This window comes from Candidatus Aminicenantes bacterium, assembly GCA_011049425.1.
Taxonomy (GTDB): domain Bacteria; phylum Acidobacteriota; class Aminicenantia; order UBA2199; family UBA2199; genus UBA876.
Map to the genome: position 1 here is coordinate 1 of DSBM01000165.1, position 25,759 is coordinate 25,759.

General features: G+C 57.0%; 23 protein-coding genes, 2 tRNA genes and 1 other RNA gene. 16 read left to right on the forward strand and 10 right to left on the reverse strand.

Going from position 1 to position 25,759, the window contains the following annotated elements:
- Positions 1–429: 429 nt before the first annotated feature.
- Positions 430–711 carry a hypothetical protein gene (locus tag ENN40_11610; GenBank protein HDP95987.1) on the reverse strand — a complete coding sequence of 94 codons (282 nt, stop codon included), beginning with the start codon at positions 709–711 and terminating at the stop codon, positions 430–432.
- A gap of 432 nt (positions 712–1,143) precedes the next feature.
- Between ENN40_11610 and ENN40_11615 the strand changes: the two genes are divergently transcribed.
- From ENN40_11615 to ENN40_11665, 11 genes are all read left to right on the forward strand, one after another.
- Positions 1,144–1,473 (forward strand): ArsR family transcriptional regulator, encoded by a 330-nt coding sequence (locus tag ENN40_11615; protein HDP95988.1) that lies wholly within the window; start codon positions 1,144–1,146, stop codon positions 1,471–1,473.
- Positions 1,470–2,771, forward strand: a complete 1,302-nt coding sequence (locus ENN40_11620) for a hypothetical protein (GenBank protein HDP95989.1) — start codon at positions 1,470–1,472, stop codon at positions 2,769–2,771. The genes ENN40_11615 and ENN40_11620 overlap by 4 nt, the downstream gene beginning before the upstream one ends.
- A gap of 18 nt (positions 2,772–2,789) precedes the next feature.
- The gene (locus ENN40_11625; protein HDP95990.1) at positions 2,790–3,026 is read left to right on the forward strand and encodes a thioredoxin family protein; all 237 of its coding nucleotides are present in this window, start codon (positions 2,790–2,792) and stop codon (positions 3,024–3,026) included.
- 48 nt (positions 3,027–3,074) lie between these two features.
- Entirely contained in the window at positions 3,075–3,446 is a 372-nt protein-coding gene (locus tag ENN40_11630) for a hypothetical protein (protein HDP95991.1), read from the forward strand.
- Between the two features lie 67 nt (positions 3,447–3,513).
- Positions 3,514–4,209: a sulfite exporter TauE/SafE family protein gene (locus tag ENN40_11635; protein ID HDP95992.1), complete on the forward strand. Its 696-nt coding sequence runs from the start codon at positions 3,514–3,516 to the stop codon at positions 4,207–4,209.
- Between the two features lie 17 nt (positions 4,210–4,226).
- The gene (locus ENN40_11640; GenBank protein HDP95993.1) at positions 4,227–4,709 is read left to right on the forward strand and encodes an arsenate reductase ArsC; all 483 of its coding nucleotides are present in this window, start codon (positions 4,227–4,229) and stop codon (positions 4,707–4,709) included.
- Positions 4,710–4,757: 48 nt separating this feature from the next.
- A complete protein-coding gene (gene arsM, locus ENN40_11645; protein ID HDP95994.1) occupies positions 4,758–5,564 on the forward strand; it encodes an arsenite methyltransferase in 807 nt (268 codons plus the stop codon).
- A 41-nt stretch (positions 5,565–5,605) separates the two neighbouring features.
- Positions 5,606–6,790 (forward strand): ACR3 family arsenite efflux transporter, encoded by a 1,185-nt coding sequence (gene arsB / locus ENN40_11650; GenBank protein ID HDP95995.1) that lies wholly within the window; start codon positions 5,606–5,608, stop codon positions 6,788–6,790.
- A gap of 510 nt (positions 6,791–7,300) precedes the next feature.
- The gene (locus ENN40_11655) at positions 7,301–8,566 is read left to right on the forward strand and encodes a (Fe-S)-binding protein (protein HDP95996.1); all 1,266 of its coding nucleotides are present in this window, start codon (positions 7,301–7,303) and stop codon (positions 8,564–8,566) included.
- Positions 8,567–9,041: 475 nt separating this feature from the next.
- Positions 9,042–9,758 carry a protein-L-isoaspartate(D-aspartate) O-methyltransferase gene (locus ENN40_11660; protein HDP95997.1) on the forward strand — a complete coding sequence of 239 codons (717 nt, stop codon included), beginning with the start codon at positions 9,042–9,044 and terminating at the stop codon, positions 9,756–9,758.
- 1 nt (position 9,759) lies between these two features.
- Complete coding sequence (locus ENN40_11665) at positions 9,760–12,177, forward strand: hypothetical protein (GenBank protein HDP95998.1); 2,418 nt, start codon at positions 9,760–9,762, stop codon at positions 12,175–12,177.
- A gap of 38 nt (positions 12,178–12,215) precedes the next feature.
- On the opposite strand, the gene ENN40_11670 is transcribed toward ENN40_11665, so the two are convergent.
- The 5 genes from ENN40_11670 to ENN40_11690 all read right to left on the reverse strand — a co-directional run bounded on the left by ENN40_11670 (position 12,216) and on the right by ENN40_11690 (position 16,403).
- Entirely contained in the window at positions 12,216–13,805 is a 1,590-nt protein-coding gene (locus ENN40_11670) for a M24 family metallopeptidase (GenBank protein HDP95999.1), read from the reverse strand.
- Positions 13,745–14,230, reverse strand: a complete 486-nt coding sequence (tsaA, locus tag ENN40_11675; GenBank protein ID HDP96000.1) for a tRNA (N6-threonylcarbamoyladenosine(37)-N6)-methyltransferase TrmO — start codon at positions 14,228–14,230, stop codon at positions 13,745–13,747. The genes ENN40_11670 and tsaA overlap by 61 nt, the downstream gene beginning before the upstream one ends.
- Positions 14,231–14,418: 188 nt before the next feature.
- The gene (locus ENN40_11680) at positions 14,419–14,982 is read right to left on the reverse strand and encodes a hypothetical protein (GenBank protein HDP96001.1); all 564 of its coding nucleotides are present in this window, start codon (positions 14,980–14,982) and stop codon (positions 14,419–14,421) included.
- Between the two features lie 85 nt (positions 14,983–15,067).
- Complete coding sequence (locus ENN40_11685; GenBank protein ID HDP96002.1) at positions 15,068–15,685, reverse strand: hypothetical protein; 618 nt, start codon at positions 15,683–15,685, stop codon at positions 15,068–15,070.
- Between the two features lie 274 nt (positions 15,686–15,959).
- Entirely contained in the window at positions 15,960–16,403 is a 444-nt protein-coding gene (locus ENN40_11690; protein ID HDP96003.1) for a pyridoxamine 5'-phosphate oxidase family protein, read from the reverse strand.
- 136 nt (positions 16,404–16,539) lie between these two features.
- Here ENN40_11690 and ENN40_11695 point away from each other — a divergent pair, with 136 nt between their 5' ends.
- Both ENN40_11695 and ENN40_11700 read left to right on the forward strand, forming a co-directional pair.
- Entirely contained in the window at positions 16,540–18,375 is a 1,836-nt protein-coding gene (locus ENN40_11695) for a diguanylate cyclase (GenBank protein ID HDP96004.1), read from the forward strand.
- Positions 18,368–18,760: a hypothetical protein gene (locus tag ENN40_11700; GenBank protein ID HDP96005.1), complete on the forward strand. Its 393-nt coding sequence runs from the start codon at positions 18,368–18,370 to the stop codon at positions 18,758–18,760. The genes ENN40_11695 and ENN40_11700 overlap by 8 nt, the downstream gene beginning before the upstream one ends.
- A 91-nt stretch (positions 18,761–18,851) precedes the next feature.
- On the opposite strand, the gene ssrA is transcribed toward ENN40_11700, so the two are convergent.
- The 4 genes from ssrA to ENN40_11720 form a co-directional block, all read right to left on the reverse strand.
- Positions 18,852–19,202: a transfer-messenger RNA gene (gene ssrA / locus ENN40_11705) on the reverse strand.
- 42 nt (positions 19,203–19,244) lie between these two features.
- A tRNA-Asp gene (locus tag ENN40_11710) sits at positions 19,245–19,321 on the reverse strand.
- A gap of 14 nt (positions 19,322–19,335) precedes the next feature.
- Positions 19,336–19,408 (reverse strand) — tRNA-Val (locus ENN40_11715).
- Between the two features lie 359 nt (positions 19,409–19,767).
- A complete protein-coding gene (locus ENN40_11720; protein HDP96006.1) occupies positions 19,768–21,924 on the reverse strand; it encodes an RNA-binding transcriptional accessory protein in 2,157 nt (718 codons plus the stop codon).
- Between the two features lie 339 nt (positions 21,925–22,263).
- Between ENN40_11720 and ENN40_11725 the strand changes: the two genes are divergently transcribed.
- From ENN40_11725 to ENN40_11735, 3 genes are all read left to right on the forward strand, one after another.
- Positions 22,264–23,154 carry a DUF362 domain-containing protein gene (locus tag ENN40_11725; protein HDP96007.1) on the forward strand — a complete coding sequence of 297 codons (891 nt, stop codon included), beginning with the start codon at positions 22,264–22,266 and terminating at the stop codon, positions 23,152–23,154.
- Between the two features lie 7 nt (positions 23,155–23,161).
- Positions 23,162–24,691: a 4Fe-4S dicluster domain-containing protein gene (locus tag ENN40_11730; GenBank protein ID HDP96008.1), complete on the forward strand. Its 1,530-nt coding sequence runs from the start codon at positions 23,162–23,164 to the stop codon at positions 24,689–24,691.
- A 127-nt stretch (positions 24,692–24,818) separates the two neighbouring features.
- Positions 24,819–25,505 carry a PEGA domain-containing protein gene (locus tag ENN40_11735; GenBank protein ID HDP96009.1) on the forward strand — a complete coding sequence of 229 codons (687 nt, stop codon included), beginning with the start codon at positions 24,819–24,821 and terminating at the stop codon, positions 25,503–25,505.
- Positions 25,506–25,759: the final 254 nt, after the last annotated feature.

Consider the following 25,759-nt stretch of genomic DNA (forward strand, 5'->3'; position numbering starts at 1 on the left):
AACTTCATCGTCTACAGCGGCCTGCTGATCACTTTTGCCAATTTGTTCGCGTTTATTCCATTTTATCTGTACCTGGTGGTGCTCTATACATTTATTATCTACTCAGAGGAGGCGTACTTGACCGGCCAGTACGGTGATGCCTACCAGGAGTACCGGCGCCGGACTCCGCGTATCATCCCCGGTTTCCGCCTCTACCCTCGGCCCTCAGTACCTTTCAACCTGCGCAAAGTGTTGTTTAAGGAAAAGAACACCGTTTTCTACAGCATGGTGTTCTACATGGCCATCCTGATCTACAAGGAATACCTGATCAACGCCGGCATCATCGAGAAAACCGACATTCTGCTTTACGCGGCGGCGGCTCTTTTCGGGATCAATGTTTTTCTGGTTATCCTTAAGCGCCGCCACTTGAACGAATAATCTTGGGGATGATCAGTCTTCCGCTTCTTTGGAAGGCGCCAATCCGGGATAGAGTTTGCCGGCGCATTCGGGACAGATGCCGTGAGAGAAACGGGCGTCCGAATGGGTTTGAATGTACATCTCCACTTGTTCCCAGTAGCCCTTGTCGTTGCGAACCTTTTTGCAATGGGAACAGATGGGCAGAATCCCCTGCAGGCTGCGGATTTCCGCGATTTTATCCCGCAATTCCGCCACCCGCTCATGGTTCATGCCCATGCGGAAAGCAACCAGGGTACCGGCCAGGGCGACAAACATGACCGCGTCAATCCACGCCAGGATTCAGTCTTTCCGTACGGCCGCAAGTGTCCCGAGAACGGTCGTAATAATCAAGGTGATGACCCGGATCAGCATCTTGCGCTTGCGCTCCTGTTCCAGGGCGGCGATATCCTTCTTGTCGATGCCGAAAAGTCGATACAACCAGTTCTGAAGACGCGCGGTCATCGTGTTCCCAAAACCCGTTAGGGCCGACCGGTTCAGGAAAAGCAATCAGGAAAGAAGGTAACAGGTGGCAGGAAAGCGGGAGGCAGTGTAGGAGCGGGTTTCAAACCCGCCCGTACTTTTTTTACTTCTTCCCTTTTATGCCCGAAAGGGTACTCTAACTTTCAGACTCTCCAACTTTTTTTTCTTTGCCCTCTTGACACGCCCTCTAAATTTGGTTATTTTGCCAAATATACAACGGAGGACCGCATGACCGAGCACGAAAAGCAACGCTGCGGCGAGCGGGCGCAGGTACTCAAGGCCCTGGCCCACCCCACCCGCCTGTGGATGGTGGAGCAGCTTTCCACGGGGGAACGCTGTGTGTGCGAGTTCGTCAATGAAATCGACGCGGATTTTTCAACCATATCGCGCCACCTCTCGTTGCTGAAAGCCGCGGGCATCATAGCTGATGAAAAGCGCGGACGCCAGGTAATCTACCGCCTGGTTGTGCCTTGCATCCTCAACTTCATGGACTGCGTGGAGGCCGTATTGAAAGAGCGCTCCCGCGCCCTGACTTTTGTCATGCAGGAAAAACCATGAATTGGAAAGAGGAATGGAAAAAAATGGTTTTGATGGTCGGCGCGTTCCTGGCCGTCTTTTACCTTCCCATCGGGTCCACCCGTTTTGACCGCGCCCTGCTGGAAGCCTTTCACCTGGTCAAGTGGTACGCCCGGGAGCATGTGCTGCTCTGCCTGATCCCCGCTTTCTTTATCGCCGGTGCCATAGCGGTGTTCGTCAGCCAGGGAGCGGTCATGAAGTACCTGGGTGCCCGCGCAAAAAAGGTGATTGCTTACGGCGTGGCCTCGGTATCGGGCAGCGTGCTGGCCGTGTGCTCCTGCACGGTGCTGCCCCTGTTTGCGGGGATCTACCGCATGGGCGCCGGCCTGGGGCCGGCCACGGCTTTTCTCTACTCCGGCCCGGCGATCAACGTCCTGGCCATCATCCTGACCGCGCGGGTGCTGGGCTTGGAACTGGGCATCGCCCGCGCCGTGGGTGCAATTATATTCAGTGTGATCATCGGCCTGCTCATGCACCTGATCTTCCGACGAGAGGAAAACGCGCGTAACAGCGCGGCAGCGAGTATGCCCGTTGAGGAACCTTCACGCCCGCTGTGGCAGAACGCCCTGTTCTTTACCGCCCTAGTCGGGGTGTTGGTGTTCGCCAACTGGGGCCGTCCCGAGAATGCTTCCGGTTTCTGGGTAGCCGTGTTCAACGCCAAGTGGATGTTGACCGCCCTGGCCGCCGCCGGCCTGGGAGTGATGCTGGTCTCGTGGTTCGGCCTGAAAGCCTGGAAAGTGGGACTCATCGCCGCAACCACGGCCACCGCGGCGCTGCTGGTTCCGCACAACCCCCTGGTTCCTTTTGCCGTGGCAATCGTCGGACTCTCCCTTGCAGCGGCCACGGACAAGGGAGAAGCAAAGGAATGGTTCGCATCTTCCTGGGACTTTGCCAAGCAGATCCTGCCGCTGCTTTTGCTGGGCGTGCTGGCCGCGGGAATTCTACTGGGGCGGGTCGGGCAGGAAGGCCTCATCCCCTCACACTGGATCGCCGGGCTGGTGGGCGGCAATTCACTTGGCGCGAACCTGTTCGCATCGATTTCCGGCGCTTTGATGTATTTTGCCACCTTGACGGAAGTACCCATACTCCAGGGACTGCTGGGAGCGGGTATGGGCAAAGGACCGGCCCTGGCGCTGTTGCTGGCCGGCCCCGCCCTGAGCCTGCCCAACATGCTGGTAATCCGCGGCATCATGGGCACGAAAAAGACCCTGGTTTTCATTTTGCTGGTGGTGGTGATGGCCACCCTCAGCGGCATGATTTTCGGCGCGTTCTTTGGATGATTTTCAGAGGAGGCACACATGAAAAAAATTCAGATCCTGGGCACGGGGTGCCCGAAGTGCGAACAACTGACCCGGGCCGCTAAAGCCGCGGCGGATGAACTGGGCCTGGAGTATGAGTTGGAAAAAGTCAGCGACATCAACGATATCATCGCTTTCGGGGTGATGATGACCCCCGCCCTGGCGGTGGACGGTGAAGTCAAAGTAGTGGGCAAGGTGCCGTCACCGGCCGAATTAAAAACCCTGCTGGCCGGGTAGATCCATGTCGATGGCACAATTACTCGAAAGACAGAAAGGAGGATGCTGATGCATATGTACTTAAAAGCAATCGCCATCGTATTTCTGATGCTGATTCCCGCCGGGAATAATCAACCCGTCTTTGCGAATTCCGAAGAAGTGGCCAATGTTCCCAAGACCGTGGTGTACTACTTTCACGGAAATTCCCGCTGCCGCACGTGCCTGACCATCGAAAAGTACACCCGGCAGGCCGTGAACAATGGTTTCGCCGATGAATTGGAAAAAGGCGAGATGGAATTGCGGGCAGTCAACGTGGACCTGAAGGAAAACCGCCACTTCATCCAGGATTACCAACTCTTTTCCCGTTCCGTGGTTTTGTCCGTCGGCAGGACGGAAAGGAAACCGCATGGAAACGCCTGGACCGGGTGTGGGAACTGGTAGGAGACGAGTCCGATTTCACTAACTATATCCAGGATGAAATCCGCGAGATCCGGCAGGCAGAACGCGAATGAATGCATGGTATGTAGCCGTGGTTTGGGCATTCTGGTTGGGGATTCTGACTTCCATCAGCCCCTGTCCCCTGGCCACCAACATCGCCGCGGTCTCTTACGTGGGGCGGTGGGTGGACCGCCCCTCCAGCGTACTGCTTTCCGGCCTTTTGTATACGGCAGGACGGATGCTCACCTACCTGGTGCTGGGCATCATACTGGTCTCCACCTCGCTTTCCGTACCTTCGGTGGCTTTCGGCCTGCAGAGGCATATGAACCGGTTTTTGGGGCCCCTCCTGATCCTGGTGGGGCTGGTCCTGCTGGATATCCTGAAAATCACGACAAAAAGCTCCGGAATCAGCCGGGGAATCCAACGCAAAGCGGAATCCATGGGAATCTGGGGAGCTGGGCTATTGGGAATCATCTTCGCTCTCTCTTTCTGTCCCACTTCCGCCGCCCTTTTCTTTGGATTTCTGTTGCCCCTGGCCGTGTCGCAACAATCCGGGATACTGCTGCCGGCGGTTTACGGTGTCGGCACGGCAGTACCGGTATTTCTCTTCGCCCTGCTGTTGGCCCTGGGCGCTAACCGCATCGCCCGGGCTTTTCAGTGCATCAGCGCGTTCGAAAAGTGGGCGCGGAGAATCACTGGAGTGCTGTTTATTGTGATCGGTGTTTACTTCAGTATCACGTATCTGTTCGGTCTGAACCTGGGATGAAAACGCACGGAGAAAAAATGAGTGAACGCAAACATAAGGTTTTGTTTTTGTGTTCGGGTAATTCCTGCCGCAGCCAGATGGCGGAAGGTTGGGCGCGACACCTGGCTGCATTGAACCTGGAACCGGCCTCCGCCGGCATCCGCTCCGGCACGGTCGACCCCCTGGCTGTCCGCGTCATGGCCGAGGCCGGAGTGGATATGTCCACCCAGAAATCGAAGCCGGTATCGGACGTATGGGGCCGCGAGTTCGACCTGGTGGTCACGGTGTGCGACGCCGCCGCCGAGGCCTGCCCTGTGTTCCCAGCTCCTGTGCCGGCCATACACCGCGGCTTCGATGACCCGCCGTCCCTGACCGCGCACATGGCGGACCTGGAGGAAAAACTCGCGGTCTACCGCCGCGTGCGCGATGAGATCAAGGCATTGGTGGAAAGACTGCCGGAGATGATTCCGCGAATTGGTAACGATCATGATGAAAAACCACCTTACGGGGACAAAGGATGAATTTATACATTCATCCTCCGTCCCTAAATATCACTATGGAGAAAATTAATGAAAAACAGTGAAAAAGATGGCCTCCGTCAGGATGTGCGCAAACGCTATGGGGAGATCGCGAAACAAAACGGATCATGCTGCGGCAACAGCGGTTGCTGTTCCCAGGCCCCGGGGTCGGCGGGCGCTTCGGCCGGACTCGGCTATTCCGGTGAAGAGATCTCCGCGGTCCCCGAGGGAGCCGACATGGGGCTGGGCTGCGGCAACCCCCAGGCCATCGCGCAACTGCGGGCCGGCGAGGCCGTGCTCGACCTGGGGTGCGGAGGCGGGTTCGACTGCTTCCTGGCCGCCCGCCGGGTGGGAGAGTCAGGCCGGGTGATCGGCGTGGACATGACACCCGAGATGGTTTCCAAGGCCCGGGAAAACGCCCGCAAAGGCCAATACCATAACGTGGAGATCCGCCTGGGTGAAATCGAACACCTGCCCGTGGCGGACGCATGCGTAGACGTCATCATGTCCAATTGCGTAATCAACCTTTCCCCCGACAAGCAACAGGTGTTCCGTGACGCCTTCAGGGTATTGCGCGAAAACGGCCGACTGGCCGTTTCCGATATCGTGGCCGTTAAACCCTTGCCTGAAAAAATCCTGAAAGACCCGGACGCCCTCAGCGGCTGCGTCGCCGGGGCGGCCTTGGTCAACGACGTCAAAAACATGCTGCGGGATGCCGGCTTTGTGGACGTATCCGTCGAAGTACGGGAAGACAGCACCCGTTTCCTCCGTGACTGGTTCCCCGGCAGCGGCGCGGAGGAATATGTCCGCTCCGCGATGATCACCGCCCGGAAACCTATTCATGGGGACGAAGGATGAATTCATAAATTCATCCTCCCCATTTGTGCAAGGAGTCAATCATGAACCAACCGGATGTGCTGGAAAGCAACCGCAGAATGAGTAGTATCTTTGAGCGCTACCTCACATTGTGGGTGGGGTTGTGCATCCTTGGGGGAATCCTGCTGGGCCGTCTGGCCCCGGGCCTGGCCCAAAGCCTGGACGGGATGTCCGTGATGATCAAAGGCGCGCCCGTGGTTTCCATTCCCATTGCCGTGTGCCTGTTTTTCATGATGTATCCCATCATGGTCAAGATCGACTTCGCCGCCGTGATCAAGGCAGGCAAAAGCGGCAAGCCCGTATTCCTCACTTTGTTTATCAACTGGTGCATCAAGCCCTTCACCATGTACGCCATCTCCATGCTTTTCCTGGGTATATTGTTTAAAGGATTGATCGGCCCCGAAGCGGTGGACCTGGTAAAAATGCCCTTCGGCCTGGACCTGCCCCTGGGCGCAGAGCACGGCGCCGGCACGGTGGTACTGCACGACGGCATCAAGATGCTTGAAATTCCCCTGTGGCGCAGCTACTTCGCCGGAACCATCCTGCTGGGTATCGCCCCCTGCACGGCCATGGTGCTGGTTTGGGGCTACCTGGCCCGCGGCAATGATGGTTTGACCCTGGTGATGGTTGCCATAAACTCCCTGATCATGCTTGTTCTTTACGGCGTCCTGGGCGGGTTTTTACTGGGTGTGGGCCGCCTTCCCGTTCCCTGGCAGGCATTGCTCCTATCGGTCGGCGTATACGTGGCATTGCCCCTGGTGGCTGGATTTTTCTCGCGCCGCTGGATCATTCGCTCCAGGGGAGAAGAATGGTTCCGTGAAAAGTTTCTGCCCCTGCTCACGCCCGTCACCATCACGGCGCTGCTGATCACCCTGGTTCTCTTGTTCAGCTTCAAGGGCGATGTGATCTCGTCCAATCCCCTGACCATCCTGTGGATCGCCGTGCCCCTGTTCATCCAGACCATGCTGATTTTCGCCCTGGGGTACGGGGCGGCCAAACTGTTAAAACTGCCATACCGGGACGCCGCGCCTGCCGCCATGATCGGGGCCTCCAACCATTTCGAGGTGGCTATCGCCACGGCGGTCATGCTGTTCGGCCTCTCGTCCGGTGCCGCCCTGGCAACGGTGGTCGGGGTGCTGATCGAGGTGCCGGTGATGCTCATGCTGGTGGGAATCTGCCGCCGCACCGCGGGTTGGTTTAAAAATTAAAGTTGAAAAGTTGGGTTCTCTTCCATTTTGTGTGGGTTTGGGGGTTATACTTATTTGAAAAAATGATAAGGCTTCAGGAGAGTACCCTTTCGGGCATAAATCACCGCTCACCACTTCGGTTCAGACCCATTGCGGTCTTCGACGGCTTAAGATGGCCATGGTGGATGTTCGGGATGTTTCCGAGGCCATCTTTCGTCTTCGGTGAGTACCCCTCAGCCGACCATTCTGTCTCAGACCATGGGTCCCCGGAACCTACGTTTGCGTTCGCTTATGCTTTATGCCCTGCGGGTACTCTTCCTCACAACTGCTTACTGATTCCCAATATATATTTACCCACACAGAACGTAAGAGAACCAAAAGTTGAAAAGTTGAAGGATTGAAGAGGAAAGACGCCAAACAGGTTTTCAAAGCTTTTCAACTTTGCATCCTCCATTGACAAACAGCCGTTACCCCCTCATACTGGGGCCGGCCGTGCGCGTGCAGATACCGGAAGCCGGCCAAGGTGGTTAAATGGGACACGCCAATGTTTCCCGGGCATATCGCAACCTGCAGAAACGCCTGGACCGCTCGCCCCAGGGGGCGCCGGAATCGGAAGCCCTTTTCCGCATCCTCAAGGAACTCTTCTCCGAACAGGAAGCCCGCCTGGTGTCCCGCCTGCCCTTCCGCTACTTTACCGTGGAAACCGCGGCGGAAACCTGGAAAAAGCCGCATTCCGAGGCCGAGGCCATACTGGACACTCTGGCGGACAAGGGCTTGATGCTGGACTTCAAGGCCGGAGAAGAACGCAAGTTTATCCTCGCACCCACCATGGCCGGCTTTTTCGAGTTCTCACTGATGCGCACGGACGGGCGCTTCGACGCCCGCCTGCTGTCTGAACTGTATCACCAGTACATCAACGTGGAACCCGATTTCGTCCACATCCTGCACATCAACCCGCCCATCGACCGGGCATTTGTCCACGAAGACCAGATCCCTGAAGAGTCCTTTTCAGAGGTCCTGGATTATGAACGCGTATCCCATGTTATCGACTCATCTTCCTGCATTTCGGTCGGGCGCTGTTATTGCCGCCACAAAATGGAGCATCTGGGCAAAGCCTGCGATAATCCCCAGGATGTCTGCCTCACCTTCAACGGCACGGCCCGCAGCCTGATCGATCACGATATCGCGCGCGAAATCTCTAAAGAGGAAGCCCACGAAATTATCAGGCGGGTGGAAGAACTGGGACTGGTACATATCGGCGACAATGTGCGCAACGAAGTGGCCTGGATCTGCAATTGCTGCAGTTGCTGCTGCGAAGCATTGCTGGCCTACAAGCGCCTGGGCTATGTGAGAAACATCCACACCAACTTCGAGGCCGCAATCAATCCTTCCTTGTGCATCAACTGCGGCAAATGCGCTCAGAAATGTCCTGTCGACGCCATCCATGAAGGAAAAGACGATGCCGGGGAAAGAGCCTTCCTGGTAAACCTGGACCGTTGCATCGGCTGCGGCGTATGCAGCTGCTTCTGCCCCACCGGGGCCATCCGCATGGAGCGGCGCGCTGAATTGAACGATACACCCAAAGACGGCTTCGAGCGCATGATCCGGTCAGCCATCGATACCGGCAAGTTGGGCAACCTGATCTTTGATAACTACCACCTCTGGACCCATCGCATTCTGTCGCGCTTTATCAATGTTCTGCTGGGACTGGGCCCCATCCACAAACAGATGATGCAAAAGCAGGTGCAGTCCCGCTTCCTGCGCTTCGCGGAAAAGAAGGCGGCAAAAACAGAGTAGAAGGTAGACAAAACCATCAAAATCGAAGCACGAAATGCGAAACAAATTCAAAATCAAAATGATCAAAACAAAAGCGTAAGTGTCATTCAGATAAACTTGTCATTGAGGAAGCAGTAAAACTTGACATCAGCTTGCTGTGCAAGCGTCATTGGGGACTGAAATCCAAAATCCCAAATTCTAAATCCCAGACAATTTCCAATTTCCCAAATCCAAATGATCCAAATAAAACAACAAGTTGAGGGAGTTGAAGGCGGAAAAAACAGTACGGGCGGTTCGCGAACTTCCCGTGTCACTGTCTCCTGCCTCCTGTCTCCTCTTCTTTACTTTCGACTTTCAACTTTCGACTCAGTTTCCACTTGCCGATCGCCTCCGGCCACTTGCCAAATTTTATTGTGCAAGAATTCAGGCGGCAAGGCAAGCCCAGCCACCGATCCGATTTTTTGACAATTCAATTGCGGAAACATAAAATTTTTTCATGCGGGGAAAAGAAAACAAAGTAAAAATTCTGTTGGCGCTCCTGTTCCTTGGCCTGATCGGTTTTTCAAACGCCGATGTTCCTGAACCCAAAGCCCGGCGCCTGGACATGGTGCGCACCCAGATCGCCGCGCGGGGTGTCACGCACCCCGCCACCCTGAAGGCCATGCAAAACGTCAAACGCCATCTCTTCGTACCGGCAAACCTGGCCGCCGCGGCCTACCTGGACCGTCCCCTGCCGATCGGATATGGACAGACCATTTCCCAGCCTTTTATCGTGGCTTTCATGACCGAAGCGGTGCGTCCCCAACCGGATCACCGCATCCTGGAGATCGGATGTGGTTCCGGGTACCAGGCGGCGGTACTGGCCGAAATCGTAAATGAGGTCTACACGGTTGAAATCATCGCTCCCCTGGCCGATACAGCGGCTCAAAGGCTGTCCGAACTGGGCTATGAAAATATCCGGGTAAGACAAGCGGATGGTTATCACGGCTGGCCGAAAGCGGCGCCTTTTGACGCCATTGTCGTCACGGCGGCCACTGAGTTCATTCCGCCTCCATTGATCGAACAACTGAAAGACGGCGGCCGCATGATCATCCCGGTAGGCTCGCCATTGAGAACGCAGCAGTTGATGCTGATCGAGAAAAAAAAGCAAAAGATCATCTCCCGCAACTTGATGCCGGTCCGCTTCGTGCCCTTTACCAGATCCGGGAGTTGATTTGAAATACTACCGCAACGGCCCGGCCATCGGTTTGTTTTCAGCGGCACTGATCGGCAGCCAGATTTCCCTGATGCAGGCTCTGGCCCAGGCGCAATGGTCTCACTTCGCGCATATGATCATCGCGGTGGCCATGCTTGGCTTCGGGGTCAGCGGTACCTGGCTGGCATTGGCCGGATCCTCACTGCTGAAAAGGGCCGCAATCTGGGTGCCCCTCGGCATGGCTGCGGCCGCGGCGGCCCTTACATTGGCTCCTTTCCTGGCTGCGCTTCCGGGAATTGGTTTTGATATGATGGAATTGTTCATAACCGGAGGATCTCCCCTCAAGCTGGTCTTCACATACCTGGCTTTTTTTATGCCTTTCTTTTTCGGGGCCCTGGCCATTGGCCTGGCATTCGCCGCCACACCGGAACGGATCGGCGCTCTCTATGCTTGGAACCTGGCCGGTTCGGCCCTGGGAGGGCCGATAACTCTCCTGCTGTTGACATTCATATCCGCCTCTCAAGCCGGAGCCTTCTTGGCCCTGGTTGCCTGGGCGGCTGCCGGAATTGCCGGCCTGTTGCAAAGAAAACAAGTTGCCGGAGTTCTTCTGGGCCTGGTCTGCCTGGTTGGGTTGATCCGGCCGCCGCAATTCCAGCCATCCGTCTACAAGGATCTTTCCAGGGCATTGGACATGCCGGATCGCATGGTCAAAGGTCCGTTTCCCAGTCCCTATGGAGAAGTGCATGTCGTAGAGTCGCCGGCGTTGCGTTATGCTCCGGCCCTGAGTCTGAAATTCCGCGGCACCCCGCCCAGCGCTCCGGTTGTATTCGTCAACGGCAACCAATACGGGGTGCTGTTGCCGCCCAAGGATCCAGGGAATCAGCATATAACGGACGCCACACCGGCCGGACTGGCCTACGCCCTGAAAAAACCGCATAGAGTACTTGTTTTGAGAGCGGGCGCCGGGGTGGCCGTGACCCATGCCCTGGCCCATGATTCCAGGGAAATAATCGCGGTGGAGTCTCATCCGATCGTCCGCGGTATGGCCGCAGCCAACACTGCGCTGCATGCGAATGGAGACAAAGTGAAATGGGTTGCGGGAACATCCCGGGCCTGGCTTTCGAAAAAAGCAGCCGCCCATGAGGCGAATGGCTACGACCTGATTGTACTGCCTGCCGTGGGGGGGTTCGGAGGAGATTCCGGACTGCGTGCCCTGGAGGAGGATTATACGTTAACGGTTGAGGCAATATCTGAAATGTGGAGCCGATTGAATCCCGGAGGCATGATTTCGGCCGTAGCCTGGATCGATTACCCGCCGCGAGCTTCCCTGCGCCTGGCCGCTCTCCTGGCGGACGTCCTGGTCAGGCAAGGTTTGAATAACCCTAGAAAACACGTTGTCATCCTGCGCAACTGGGCTCAGATGGTTGTTGTAATATCCAGGAATTCGTTTCAGCCTGAACAAGTGGAGTCGGCGGTCACTTTTGCCGACCGGCTTGGTTTTGACCTGGTCGGCGACAATCTGGAACCAACGGCAACAAAAGCGCAGAGTTATCACAACCTTGACGATGACACACTGGTTGTCGGCCTGCGCAAGATCCTCGCTCAAAAACAGTCCCAATTGGCCCGGAAGTATCCTTTCGCGATTTTTTCCCCATCGGATAACCGGCCCTATTTTAAACATTTTCTTACCCTGCAGCATTGGCAAGCTTATCGTGATCTATTCCTGGAAAATCAATCTCCTTTCGTGGAAATCGGTCTGCCGACGCTCATCTTGACTTTCCTGCAGATTGCCGCGATCAGCCTGATCCTGATCGCTCTGCCGTTGCTGCGCCTCAGACGAGTTGCCAGGGGTTTCGGCAAGCCCTTGTTTTACTTTCTGGCGGTCGGTTGCGGCTTCATGTTCTGGGAAATCATCATGATCCAGCGATTCATTCTATACTGGGGGCACCCGTTGATGGCGGTTGCCGGCGTCATCGCCGTTCTTCTTCTTGGCATGGGGGCGGGCAGCCTCTATTCCTCCCGCCTGAAAAATTTTCGGGTTCAAGCCTGCAGGGTGAACGCGGTTCTGGCGGGATTGCTGTTTGCTTATATTCTGATTCTGCCGGCCTTTTTCAAGCTCACCATAGGATTTCCCCTGACGCTCCGCGCACTGCTCGGCGGTCTGATCCTGCTTCCTCCGGCCTTTCTGATGGGTTTTCCTTTTCCGCTGGGATTACGCTGGGTCGAAGAACCCAATCGGGCGCGCATTGCCTGGGCCTGGGGCCTGGACGGATTCGCATCGGTGGTCAGCGCCAGTGGTGCGACCATCCTGGCGGTTGTTTTTGGCTTCACGGCGCCCCTGGCTATGGCCGTGGCCGCATATGGCCTGGCCGCCCTGATGGCGGGTACCGGGGCCCGCCCCACTTCTCGTTGCGGACGGATCAGGGATTCGCAATAGGGGCGAATGATTTTTCGCCCCCACCAATGCTGTCCCTGTCACCTGTCTTCCTGCAACCTGTCACCTTTTTTACTTCTTCCCTCTTCAACTTTCTTTTTTGCCATCAACGCCTCGATCTCGTCTATCTCCTTGGGCACGAAACGGGAGAGCACCTCGCAGCCGTCCGGGGTAATCAGCACCGTGTCCTCGATGCGGATGCCGATACCCGTCTTTGAATCGTACAGCCCCGGTTCCGCGGTAAACACCATGCCCGCTTCCAGTGGCAATCCTTCCTGACCCACATCGTGGGTGGAGAGTCCCACGTAATGGTGGATCACACCTTCCAGGCCGCGATCCGGGATTTTCCACTCGCGCATGCGATGGGCCACGTGACGCTTGACATCCGCCAGGGTCACGCCCGGGCGATACGCCTCGATACTGGCTTTCTGGATCGCCAGCACGGTGGCATACAACTTTCGCTGTTCCGGGGTGAATTTGCCTGAAACCGGCCAGGTGCGGGTGATGTCCATGGCGTAATGCTCCAGATCAGCGCCGAAATCCATCAACACCACTTCACCAGCCTGCATTTTTCGCTGGTTGCGGTTGTAATGCCACACGCAGGAGTTGGGGCCGGACCCCACGATGGGGGCATAAGCGGGACCGTCGGCGCCGTTTTTCAGGATATGGCCGACAGCCGCGGCTTCCAACTCGTATTCCATCGCCCCGGGCCGGGTGGCTTTGATGGCGGCGACAACGGCCTCCGCGGATATGCGCCCATTTCGCCGCAGGATCTCTATTTCGTGCGCATCCTTGATCATGCGCATGCGGTCCAGGACCGGAGATATGTCCCCTAACTCGGCAAAGGGATAACGCTCCCGCAGGCGTTTGACCCGCTGCTGGTCGAGGGTGGGGACATCGTTGTAGGCGCAGCGGCCGGCCCGGGCGGTAAAGATTCCGGTCTCCCAGCGGCTGCCGTCCTGTGGATCCGCCGGGGAAAGGCGGACCCACAGGCGCGAACCGGAGCGCCTCAGGATGCGCGCCAGGTATTCGTCCAGGTAGGATGCGGAATAGATCGCGCCGACTCCCAGGCGACCCGGGGCATCCGGATCCAGCAACATGTTTTCGCCGTCGATCATGCGCTCGCGTTCGGACTGGCGCGGCAGGAACAGCACGGTACGGTCGTTTTCAGCACTTATCACCATCACGGCACAGGGGTCGTTGATCCCGCTCAGGTAGAAAAAATCATTGTCCTGGCGGAAACGCTTGCCCGGGTGGGTGTCGGTTTCACCGAACAGGATCACCGGTCCCTGTTTAATGCTTTTCATTAAGCTGGCCCTGCGTTCGGCATAGGGCGAGGTTTCCGCAAAAGCCCCGACTGTCGTGACAACGAAGAGTAGGCCCAATCCAAGTTTCCAGATTCCCAGTTGTTTTTTCATGTTGGTTCTCCTGCTTTTGTTTACCGCGTTCTTCCCGGCCGGTTGGTCGTCCACTCTGTGTTGATCCTTTCGCTGATGCGTGCGAGTTTGCATGATAGCCAGCGAGAATCCAAAAACCCGCATTTCCATACCTACAGGCACCGTCACCTTTATCAGGAAAAGCGATCGTCCGTTCGTTGCCGGCGGATGCGCTTCATGTCCGCGGAGAGCCATCCAGTTCGGGCACCGCGGCGGTCGTCGAACCCCGGTACATAAGGCTTGATGTCCAGCAGGGGCGTGCCGTCCAGGATGTCGATGCCGCGTACCCGTAGCCGATTCCCGTCCACGGCCAGCAGTTCAACAATGGAGAGCCCGATATGGGCGGGCCGGCTGGGCGAGCGCGTGGCGAAAACGCCGCGATAAACCGTGTCCAGAAATGGGATCACGCGCATGCGCACCGTGCGGGTGCGATGAAAGCGATAGATCAGGTAGATATGCGAGAAGCCGTCGAGGTCCGCGAGCCCCCCGGCATAGCGGGAGAACACCTCCACTGTCCCCTCCACATACGCCGCGCCCGGAGGCTGGATGGGCATCTCTTCACGGGTATGGTAAGGAGAATGGACAATTCCTATGGTCTGGATGGTGACACGTGGAACCATGGTTCAAGTGTACGCTTTCACCGTAGAAAGAGCAAACGCAGGGGCAGGCTTGGCAATCATTGGGGCCGGTGCGTATAAACGTATAAAGTGTCCTTGAATCAAATCAATGGTTCGGTACATTCATAAAAGAGCTTTCGCTTATCGGGCCCAAGTTTATACGTTTATACGCACCGGCCCCCGTGTTGGCCTCATCGGGATATTCGGATCATGCGTTCGTTGATGAGGTCCGGAAGATCGGGAGTCACAAATTCGGCCTTGGATCGGATCCTGTTCAATGCTTTGGACCGTTTTTCAGCTTTCATTCGGGACAGCCTATAGGATTTTCCACCGCTGAGTCCCCCGACTAGCCCTCCGGTTACGGCACCGCCCGCCGCACAAAGTGTGACCACCATACCGCTCAGATCAATCTGCAGCCATCCGCCGCTGCTGCCGCTGTTGCCGGAAACCCCGATGAGACCGATTGCCAGACCGGCTGCCGTGCCCTTGAGAAGGCCCGGCAAGAAACCGCCTCTGCGGAATTTGAGCCTTTTGATTTTGTCCGCGGAAAAGCCAAGGATCTGGTCGGTTCCGGTCACTGAGATCACTACGGTGTCGGATGTTACGGCCAATAGGCGTCCATTGTAGACCTGATCTAAAAAGGAGACACGCACGGCAGCTCCCGAATGATCCGGGATGGATGCGGGAAGAGTCTGGGCGCAAACCAGTGAAAAGGCCAGAAAAACCATTGCAAAAATTGCGTTGTTCTGTTTCATGACCGTGATTATACGGAACGTGTATGCCAATGTCAAGCAATTATGGACATTTTGGGACACCGTGACTTTCGGGTGCCAGACCCTTCTAGGCTGCAGGTACACGGAAGATTGGGGGCAGCAACATTATCCCCTGCCGCGCGCGGCGCATCGTACTCAGCCTGAACCACCGCCTTTGCGTTTTCCAATGTCTCTTTACCCAGAATCCAATAGTTGTGATACGATTGCCAGCGTTGTTCAAACATCGCCAGGGCCCGAAAATGATCTTTTCCACCCCCGGGTGATCCTGCGGCGCCTCGACCACCTCTTCATCCACCTTGCGGCCGTTGACACGGATGCGGGTGCGAACTTCCCGGATCTTGCGGTCCTTGCGTACCAGGCGATAATCGTATTCAGTGATCAAGGTGTCACTGTCTACAACGGGCCGCAGATCCGCGCGGAAATATCCCTGGGGCGCTTCTGAACCGGGCAGTTTCTCGCGCACCTTCTCGATGCAGACAAAATCAAAAGAGGAACCGTACAACCTGCGGCAATAGGCTGCGCATTTGTCCAGAATCCGCTCCAGTCGGGCATCTGTCGCCTTTTCCGCTTCTGTCTTCGGGCGATCCAGCCAACCGGTCAAGCGCTCCAGATAATCCCGGACATCTATGTGGTTATAGACTCGTTGGTTATAGACTCGTTTGACATCACAATTAAATTGTTGCAAAATATTCGTCTGCCTTGAGCGTCGAAAGCGTCCTTTTTTGAGAACAGACATGTTGAGGAAGTTGAAGAGTTGAAAAAAAAAGGATCTCTTACGTTTCTTGTGGGTTGTTAAAGTTGAAACGGGAAGAAGTTGAACAGGTTTTTAAAGTTTTCACTTTCGACTTTAGACTTTCCACTTTCGACTCAGTTTCCCCTGCCCATGTCCTCTTTATTCAAAACTCATATCCTGATACCTATGTTGTGATCACTTAGGGTCGGATTTTCGTTTTCACCTTCTACGTTCTACAGGGCGGTTCGCGAACCGCCCCTTTTTTGCGCCCGGTCATGGAATCGATTTCCACGCGAATCGCCGCAGTGCGTTCGAGGATTTCATCCGGGAAAGTGTAGTCCCCGGGGCTGTACTGGGCCATGATCGCGCGCAGACCGCGGCGTTTCTCTTTGGTATCGTTCAATTCAACCGCGGTGCCGAAAACCAGAACCGAACGGAAGCGCATGCTCCAGCCACAACCCCGGTCCGCCTCGATCATGCCGTCCAGGATATCAAACTCCAGGCATACCCGGGGGTTGCGGTGCAGGATCTCGATCTTTCGCCCCTTCAGCCCCGTATGCAGATAGACAGCCTCGCCGTCATCCGTCACCCCCAGGCGGCACACTTTACAACCACGAAGGACCTCATCCATTTCAGCTCGCTCTGTCACCACGCGGTTCTCTTTGCCCAAATGTTTCTCCTCAAAAAGATTCTAAGCGGGAGAACAACAAGAATCAAATGGCAAAACCCAAAAATTGCCGATCGGGGTCTTGAATTGCAAGACCCGCGACTTTAATTCCTGGCTCCGATTCTGGTATCATGCTGCCATGGCTCGCTCTGAATCTGATTTTCCGCTGGTTGTGCCGCGTGCCAACCTTTTCTTTATACTCCGATCGATTTTTATCTCCGCATGTTTTTTATCCCTTATTCCTCAACCACTCTGCGCGGATTCACCAGAAGAGTTACTTGATCAGGCTGCCCGATCACTGCCGCATGACCCGGCCTCAGCCCGACAAGTGGCCCAGAGTGTTTTGGACCAGGCAGAGGCAGGTCGCCGCTCTGATCTGCGGGCCCGGGCGCTTTATCTGCTGGGAGATGCCGCTCTTGCCGATCACGATTACCTGAAAGCCATGGAATACCTGCGCCGGTCCCGGGAAGCATTCGCTATCACCGGGGATCGGAAGCAGGAGGCCCGTTGCCTCAGGCGCCTGGGAGACGCCCACTACTACATTGCCAACCACGATGTAGCCATGGAACATTATCTGGCCGGCTTGCGCATCTTCCGCGAACTGGTTGCCAAGCAGGATGAGCCGGAGTTGCGCCTGGGGGTGGGCCATCTACTGGCCACGGTGGGCAACGTGTGCAGGGCTGATCGCAGTCTGCCTCAAGCCCTGGACTATTATCGGCAGGCTTTGGCCGTTTATGAAAAAGAAGGTTTCACCCAGGGACTGGCCGGAGTCCGGGCCAACCTGGCCTCGATTCACCAGCAATCGGGACAGATGGAAGCAGCCCTGGCCGAAAACCTGGCCGGCCTGGAAATCGCCCGCGGACTGGATGACCCCTACCTGCTAACCATTCTATTGACGAATGCCGGGGCGTCCGCCACTTACCTGGACCGTCCACAAGAAGCACGTGCTTTTCTTAATGAGTCGATGACCATCAGCCGGGCCAGGAACAGGCGGCGGGGTATTCTTTTCAACCTGGTCAAGCTGGGAGAGCTGGAAATCAGGCAAAAAAATTGGTCAAAAGCCGTGGATTTTCTCCGGGAAGCGGTTGACCTGGCCAAAGAACTCAATGACCGCAGTGTTCGGGTTGAAGCGCTGGAACGACTGGCTGACAGCCTTTCCGGTTCAGATCAGCCCGGTGCCGCCCTGAATACTTACAAGCAAGCCGGCTTACTGCGATCAGAACTCATGGATGAAGCTCGCAACAAAAGAATCCAGGAATTGCGTTTGATCTATGAAACCGAGCGCCGCGAACAGGAGTTGGCGATTATGAAAAAGCAGGCCCGAGACCGGACACGTTTGAACAGGTTGCTGGGACTGGTGGCAGCCTTGCTGGCTCTACTGGTGCTGGTACTGGTCAGCCTTGCCAGGCTCAAGATGCGCTCAGCGGCGGTCCTGAAAGCGAAAAACGCGGAACTGGAAAAAGTTTTCCAGCAAGTCTCGGCCCTTTCGCTGACCGATGATCTGACCGGCCTGGCCAACCGTCGCTCTATTCGCGAAAAGATTGATGCCGAGCAAATCAGGAGCAAGCGTACCGGCCAGAATTATGCCTTGATACTGGCGGATGTGGATCATTTCAAACTCTGTAACGACGCTCACGGGCATGATGTCGGGGACCAATTGTTGATTGGGTTGTCCAGGCTTTTTCAACATGTTTTGCGCGCCCAGGATTTCGTCGGTCGCTGGGGCGGCGAAGAATTCATGTTTCTGCTTCCAGAGACGGACCTGGAGGGCGCTCGCGTCCTGGCTGAAAAGATCCGCCGGACAGTGGAAGAAAAAGTGACCACAATCGCCGGCGGAGTAACCCGGGTCACCCTCACCCTGGGGCTGACCGTCTACCGCCCGGGTGAAAGCGCCGAAGCTGTCATGCTGCGGGCCGATGCCGCCCTTTATGCCGGCAAGAATGCGGGACGCAACCGGGTTTTCGTTCTTGAATAAATGCGCCTATGGGGACGGTGACGTGGCGGCGGCCTGGTTGTGGAACGGAGCAAGTGTGCGAGTACGGACTTCCTCGAATAAAGGCGCCACCTGGACGGCTGAAAAGGGATTCCTGGCCCAGGCCGGCGGTAAGCCGGGGTTCCTGAAACTGACTTACGATGATCTGGGCAACCTCATGATCGCCTGGGTGGAGGACGGAGTGATTTTCTTCCGCCGCTCAATTAACAACGGCGCAACTTGGAGTGCGCCGACCGAGGTAACGACTCAAGCCGTCAATCCGGACAACTATTATCCCCTGGGGCTTGTGGCCTCCGCGGACAACCGTATCCTGGTATCCTGGGTAAAAAACCGCACTATGTTTATGAGCACGGGGTCAGCGGAGTAAACAAAGAAAAAAGACGGCTGTTGACGGGCGGGATAAGCTTCATACGCCTTAGTCAGTCCGGCGGCTTGCCAGCCGAAGCCTTGGCGAAGGCTGGTGGAGGCGGGGGGAATCGAACCCCCGTCCAATACTGAATCCACCAGGGCATCTACAGGTTTGTTCCGCTTTTCATACGACCGGGAACGTCAAAAACGGACAAAACCGTTTCCCGTCGGCCTCCCCTGTGGTCTCGCACCCGAACGCCCGGAAGCGTTGCGTTGGGTACCATCCTGCTGGATGACGCCCGTTTTCCCCCCGCAGGAAAGAGAGAAACGAACGGCGACTTAAGTGTTAAGCCGCGAGCGCAAAATTGTTGTTTGCGTTTCGTTGTTTGAGCCTTTATGGAGTTACTCAGCTCCACCTGCAGCCCGGGCTACATCAATACTGTCGAACCCAGATCGCCCCCAACCTGAGGGTTCCCCGGTGTCACCCGGAGACTTGGTCGGAATGGCGGGGCCGACGAGACTCGAACTCGCGACCTCAGGCGTGACAGGCCTGCGTTCTAACCAACTGAACTACGACCCCGTCCGACGCAGCACTGGGCGGTAGAGGACTTGAACCTCTGACCACCGGCGTGTAAAACCGATGCTCTACCAGCTGAGCTAACCGCCCGGTCGTCCAAAGCGGTATAAAAGATACACCAAAGCCGGGGTAAAGTCAATAGTTGGAGGGCGAGGGGCTATGGGCAAGAGGCGGTGAAAACTGAGTCGAAAGTCTAAAGTCGAAAGTAAACAGACAAAGCCCTGTGATGACACTAAGTAGTGTAAGTTATGAGGAAACCGGCCAGGCAGCTCAGCTCAGAATGCTTGTCTGAACTGTGATGATGTGCTTATTAGCGCTTTGATGCAAAAATGGGGGCGTCCCAAACTCGGCGAGTAGCTGTCTCCTGCCACCTGTCTCCTTATCTTCAACTTTTCAACTCTGATTATCCAAAAATCCGTATTTACATACTTACAAGCACCGTCCCCAGTTTATTTCATGCTGAGTTGAATGCGTTTGAGTTCCGGGTCCACCGAGAGGACCCGCACGCGGACGACCTGGCCCACGGCCACCACTTCCTCGGGGCGTGCAACAAACTTGCGTGACAATTCCGAAACATGCACCAGGCCGTCCTGGTGGACCCCGATGTCCACGAAAGCCCCGAAACGGGTCACATTGGTCACCTTTCCGGGCAGGTCCATCCCCGCTTCCAGGTCGCTGATTTCAGACACGCCTTCCGCGTATTCGAACACTTCGAAAGCGCGGCGGGGGTCGCGGCCGGGGACCTGCAGTTCACGGATCACATCGTTGACCGTAGGCAGGCCGAATTTATCTGTCACGAAATTCCCGGGACAGATTCCCTCCAGGGAAGCCGCATGACCGATCACCTCGCCCACCGCTTTGCCGGCGGCGCGGCAGATGCGTTGCGCCAGCGGGTAAGCTTCGGGGTGAATGGCCGTTGCATCCAGCGGCTGGCTGCCGTTGTGGATACGCAGGAATCCGGAACTCTGCAAAAACGCTTTGTCGCCGAACATACGCACCCGTTTCAGATCTTGCCGGCTGCGAAAAAGGCCTTCCCTGTCGCGCCGGTCCACGATGTTTCGCGCCAGTACCGGACCGATTCCGGATACGTAGCGCAGCAGGTGCGAAGACGCGGTGTTTGTATCCACGCCTACGGCGTTTACCGCGGAGGCCACCACCCGGTCCAGGCGTTCCTTCAAGCGTGCCTGGTCCACATCGTGCTGGTACTGACCCACCCCGATGGAACGGGGTTCGATCTTGACCAGCTCGGAAAGGGGATCCTGGAAACGCCGGCCGATGGAAACGGCTCCGCGTACGGTTACGTCAAGGTCCGGAAACTCTTCCCTGCCCGCGGCCGAAGCGCTGTATACCGAGGCACCGGCCTCGCTGACCACTGTGACCGTCACCCCGGCGGGGACAATGCCGGCAAAAAACGCCCGGGTTTCACGCGAAGCCGTGCCGTCCCCGATTACCACGAAACGCACGGCATGCGCCCGAATCAGGCGCAGGGATTCCTTGCGGGCCGCCTCCACGCTGTTGCGGGGCGGGGTGGGATAGATGGCGGCGTGTTCCAGCAGGCGGCCGGTTTCGTCCAGCGCGGCCAGTTTGCATCCCGTGCGGAAGCCCGGGTCCACGCCCAGGACGCGCACGTTTCCCGCGGGCGGGGCCAGGAGCAATTCCTTCAGGTTGGCGGCAAATACCTGGATGGCGTCTTCGTCGGCCCGTTGTTTCAACTCCGCGTGAATATCGGTTTCAACGGAGGGAAGTACCAGGCGCTTGAGGGCGTCAACCAGGATACCAACCAGGAATTCACCGCGGATATGCCGCGCGGGAATGCATAGATGGCGGAAACGGGCGGCAAGTTCGTCGGCGTCGACGGCCACACGGCTGCGCAGCACATCTTCCTTTTCGCCGCGACGGATGGCCAGGATGCGGTGGGACGGCAGGTTGCGCAATGGCTCCGAGTAATTGTAATACTGTTCGAATTTTGTGCGTTGATCCCGGAAATCCTTGCGCACTTCCACTTCCAGGAACGCGGTGCGCCACACCCGCTCGCGGATCAAGCGCCGCAGCTCCGCATGCTCGCTGAAACCCTCGGCCAGGATGTCCGACGCGCCCTTGAGTACTTCGTCCACACTCTCCAATCCCTTTTTTGCGTCAACGCAGGGCAACGCCATGGTTTCGGGATCACCGGGTAAAGCAGGATCCTGGAGCGCCGCAGCCAGCGGTTCCAAACCCTTTTCCCGCGCCATGGCGGCGCGGGTGCGGCGCCTGGGCTTAAAGGGCAGATACAGGTCTTCCAATTCGGTGCGGGACCAGGTGGACTCGATCCGGGTCCGCAGTTCCCCGGTCAGCTTGCCCTGTTCCTCAATGGTTTTCAACACCGTGACCCGGCGCCGCGTCAACTCTCTTGCTGCGTCCAGGTGGTCACGGATCTTTTCCAGCGCCACTTCATCCATGCCTCCGGTGACTTCCTTGCGGTAACGGGCGATAAAGGGGATGGTCATCTCCTGGTCCAGCAGGCCGGCAACCTGCCGAACGGATTCCAGGGGGGTTGCGCATGCAGCGGCGACGTGTTGCAGCAGGTTCGAATCGGGCATCAATCCTCCAGGCGGGGAAAAAGCCATTGTAGCATAATAACAGACGGGAAGATGTTGAGGGAGTTGAGAAGTTGGGAAGTTGAGACAGTTGAGGGAGTTGAGGGTGGGGAAGAAGTTCAGATGAGATAGTCACTGCGGGTTTTTGTTTTTACTTTAGACTTTCGACTTTCAACTTTCGACTGCCTTCCTGCCTTCCTGTCACCTGATACCTGCCTGCCCGCCGTAGCCTTGGCGAAGGCGGGTCACCTTCTCTTCAACTTTCCAACTCTTCAACTCTGTATTGTTGAAAGCCTGTTCCCATCCCGCTATAATAAAATCTGCGAAAAGGGACGTTGGTGTCCCGAACCAGATAAAAAGGTGATAAAAATGAAACGCAGAGACTTTGTAAAAACCAGTTTGGCTGCGACTACCGCGCTTTCCATTTCGCCATGGCTGCGGAGCAACGCCCCGGAAGCGGCCCCGGCGGTGGTGAGTGGAAGCGGCGATGATCCCCACACCACCACCCTGGCCGTGATCGCGGCCATGGGCGGCATGAAAACATTCATTTCCAAGGGCGACGTGGTGATGCTCAAACCCAATATCGGCTGGAACCGCAAGGTGGAGCAGGCGGCCTGCACCAACCCGGAAGTGCTGCGCGCCCTGGCGGAAACGGCCCTGGACGCGGGCGCCAAGAAAGTCATCGTCATGGACCGCCCCTGCCACAAGGCCGAAGATACATATTCCCGCAGCGGCATCGAGGAGATGGCGCGCAAACTGGGACTGGACGTGCGCCACACCGATGACAACCGCCTGGTAATGCATGATTTCAAGGGCGAGTACCTCCAGCAATGGCCGGTATACCGCGATTTCCTGGAAGTCGACAAGTTTATCAACGTGCCCATTCTGAAACACCACGGCAGCGCCGAGTTAACCATTGCCATGAAGAACCTCTACGGCATCCTGGGCGGACGCCGGGGCAAGCTCCACCGCAACATGGGCGGAAACATCGCCGATCTGGCCCACGGTTTCACCTCTCACCTGGTGGTGGTGGACGCCTGGCGCATCCTGTTGCGCAACGGCCCGGTGGGTGGACGCCTGTCCGACGTGGAAGAAAAGAAAACGGTGATCGCCTCGACCAATATCCTGGAAGCGGACACCATCGCCGCCGAACTCTTCGGCCGGATTCCAGCCGAGGTGCCGTTTATTCGCGCCGCACACGAACTGGGCATGGGCCGGATGGATCCGGCCGCCATCTCGGTGAAACGCGTGGCGGCCTGAGGTTCACATGACCCGGTCCACGGCGCGTTCCCTGCGCGTATTGCGCGTCCTGTCTCAGGTGGTTTTCCTGGTTGGGTTTTTTGCCTTGCTGGTAGCCGGTTCCCGCCTGTTCTTTTATTTTGACCCCCTGCTCTTTGTGCTGAACTTCCTGGCAACGGGCACGGTCCTGAAAGTATTCCTCTGGTCATTGACCCCGGTGGCGCTGACCCTGGTGTTCGGGCGCTTTTTCTGCGGCTGGGTGTGTCCCCTGGGCACCTTGCATCAGTTCTCTACCTGGCTGGGCATCCGCGGCAAAAAAAAGAAGATCGAGCCGGTTCCCCACCGCGCCCTGCGCATCAAGTACGTTGTGCTGATCCTGGTGGTGGTGATGGCGTTGATGGGAACCCACATCGGCGGCTGGCTGGATCCACTCTCACTGCTCACCCGTAGCACCGCCGTCTCCCTGGCCCCGGCCGCCAACCACGGACTCAACCAACTGGTTAAGGGCGGGGCCGAAGAAGGGGGCGTTACGGCAACGGTTCTCAAACCCGCCTATCGCCTGGCCCGCCGCCACGTGCTGACAACCGAACAACGCGCGTTCGCCCAATCGGCGCTGATCGGCCTGATCCTGCTCATTATTCTGGCGCTGAACCTGTGGCGACGGCGTTTTTACTGCAACTCCCTCTGCCCCCTGGGCGCGCTTTACGCCCTGATCTCCCGCTTCAGCCTGATGCGTTTGAAAACCGGGGACCACTGCAAGTCCTGTAATGTCTGTGCGGCCCATTGCACCTACGGCGGCAGCCCCTACAAAGACTATCACAAAGCCGACTGCCTGGTTTGCTTTAACTGCGCCGTGGACTGCCCCCATGACGCCGTGGCCACTGAATTCTCATACCCGTCTTCCAGGCAGAGCCGGACCCCGCTGGACCTGGGCCGGCGCCGGGTCCTGGGCGGCGTGGTGGCGGGGCTGGTGGTCGGGGCCCTGCCCGCGGTGGGGCCACGCGCGCGGCAAAAAATCCACGGATTCATCCGGCCGCCGGGAGCGGTCAAGGAAAAGCAATTTTTAGAGAAATGCGTGCGTTGCGGGCAATGCATGCAGGTCTGTCCCACCAACGTGATCCAGCCCGCGGCCCTGGAAACCGGTGCGGATGGCTTGTGGACCCCGGTGCTGCGCCCGAACCTCGGCTATTGCGAATACGAATGCAACCGCTGCACCGAGGTCTGCCCCACCCGCGCCATTGAACCACTGGATCTTCAACAAAAGAAAGAGTTCAAGATCGGCACCGCGGTGATCGATCGCAATCGCTGCTACACCTACGCGGACGGTTACAATTGCGCGGTATGCGAAGAGCACTGCCCGGTTCCCGAGAAAGCCATCCATTTCCGGGAAGTGGAATTATGGAACTTCGAGGGCCGCCTCGTGAAAGTCAACCAGATCTACGTGGTGCCGGATCTTTGTATCGGCTGCGGCATCTGCCAGAATGTCTGCCCCCGTTCGGATGCCCCGGCCATTTTCGTGACCGCGGAAGAAGAGCAACGGGAATTCAGTTATTATTGATGAACCTTGTCCGGAAAACGCAACAACAACGGCTGCGGTTGCTGGCAAAGGTTTTGCTAAGGTGAGGTGGAGGAAGGGCAAAAGCAAACGGTCCTTTTTCCCATTACGCCTGAGAAAGGAGGAGATAATGAAAATTGTGAAATTGTCGGCATTGTCCATGTTCGTGCTGTTCCTGGGTGCCTGCACCATCCACGTTCCCTATGATACCGCCCCGGGATATGACTTCCGCAGTTATCGCATCGTGTTTGAGGTAGACCCCGATGACGCCATGATCCTGCTCAACGGCCGCCTGATCGGTGAAGCGTACGAATTCTCCATGCCGGAATCCGCCCTGCGCCTGCAGGGAAGCCGGCACGAAATCATAATCAAGCGAGATGGTTACTATGAAGAAGTGGTTAACCTGAGGGATTACGACGGCGGTCGCATTACCGTGCGGCGGCGGCTGAGGCCCCTTGATCCCCGAAGGACCGTTTCACCCGCGCAACCTTCGCAAGAGCCGGTAGCCAGAACCGTTGAGCCCAAACCGCTTCCCGAAGATGAGGCTTTGCCCCCCGAAGAGATGGAAGCGGCTGCTGAAGAGTTGGAAATGGATGCCCTCAATGTCACCCTGAACGTACAGCCGGCCGAAGCCGCGATCTACCTCGATGGCAGATTCTGGGGCATCGCTCCCGCTTCGGGCAAGATCGACAACCTGCGCCTCAGACCGGGTAATTACACTATCGAGGTGGCTCGTCCGGGATACGCGTCCCACAAGCAGGTCATCGAGGTGAAAGACAAGCCCATCGAGATCAATATCGCGCTTAAGAAACAATAGGCAACCACGCACCTTGGCAAAGGGCGCAGTAAGGGGACGGTTCTTGACAATTTGACATTTTGGCTTTACAGCCGATATTTTTGCTTGTTTCAGCGAAATAATTTAACTTAATGTTGGCAGTTAGACTTTATGCAAATTGTCAAATTGATCGGGTAGAGAGCATATCACACCAGTTTAGGCCTTCGCTGACTGTTTCTGCCCCCTTTCGTTCGGCAGTGCCTTAACAGCTTGAACCGTGCAGAGCATGACTGCTC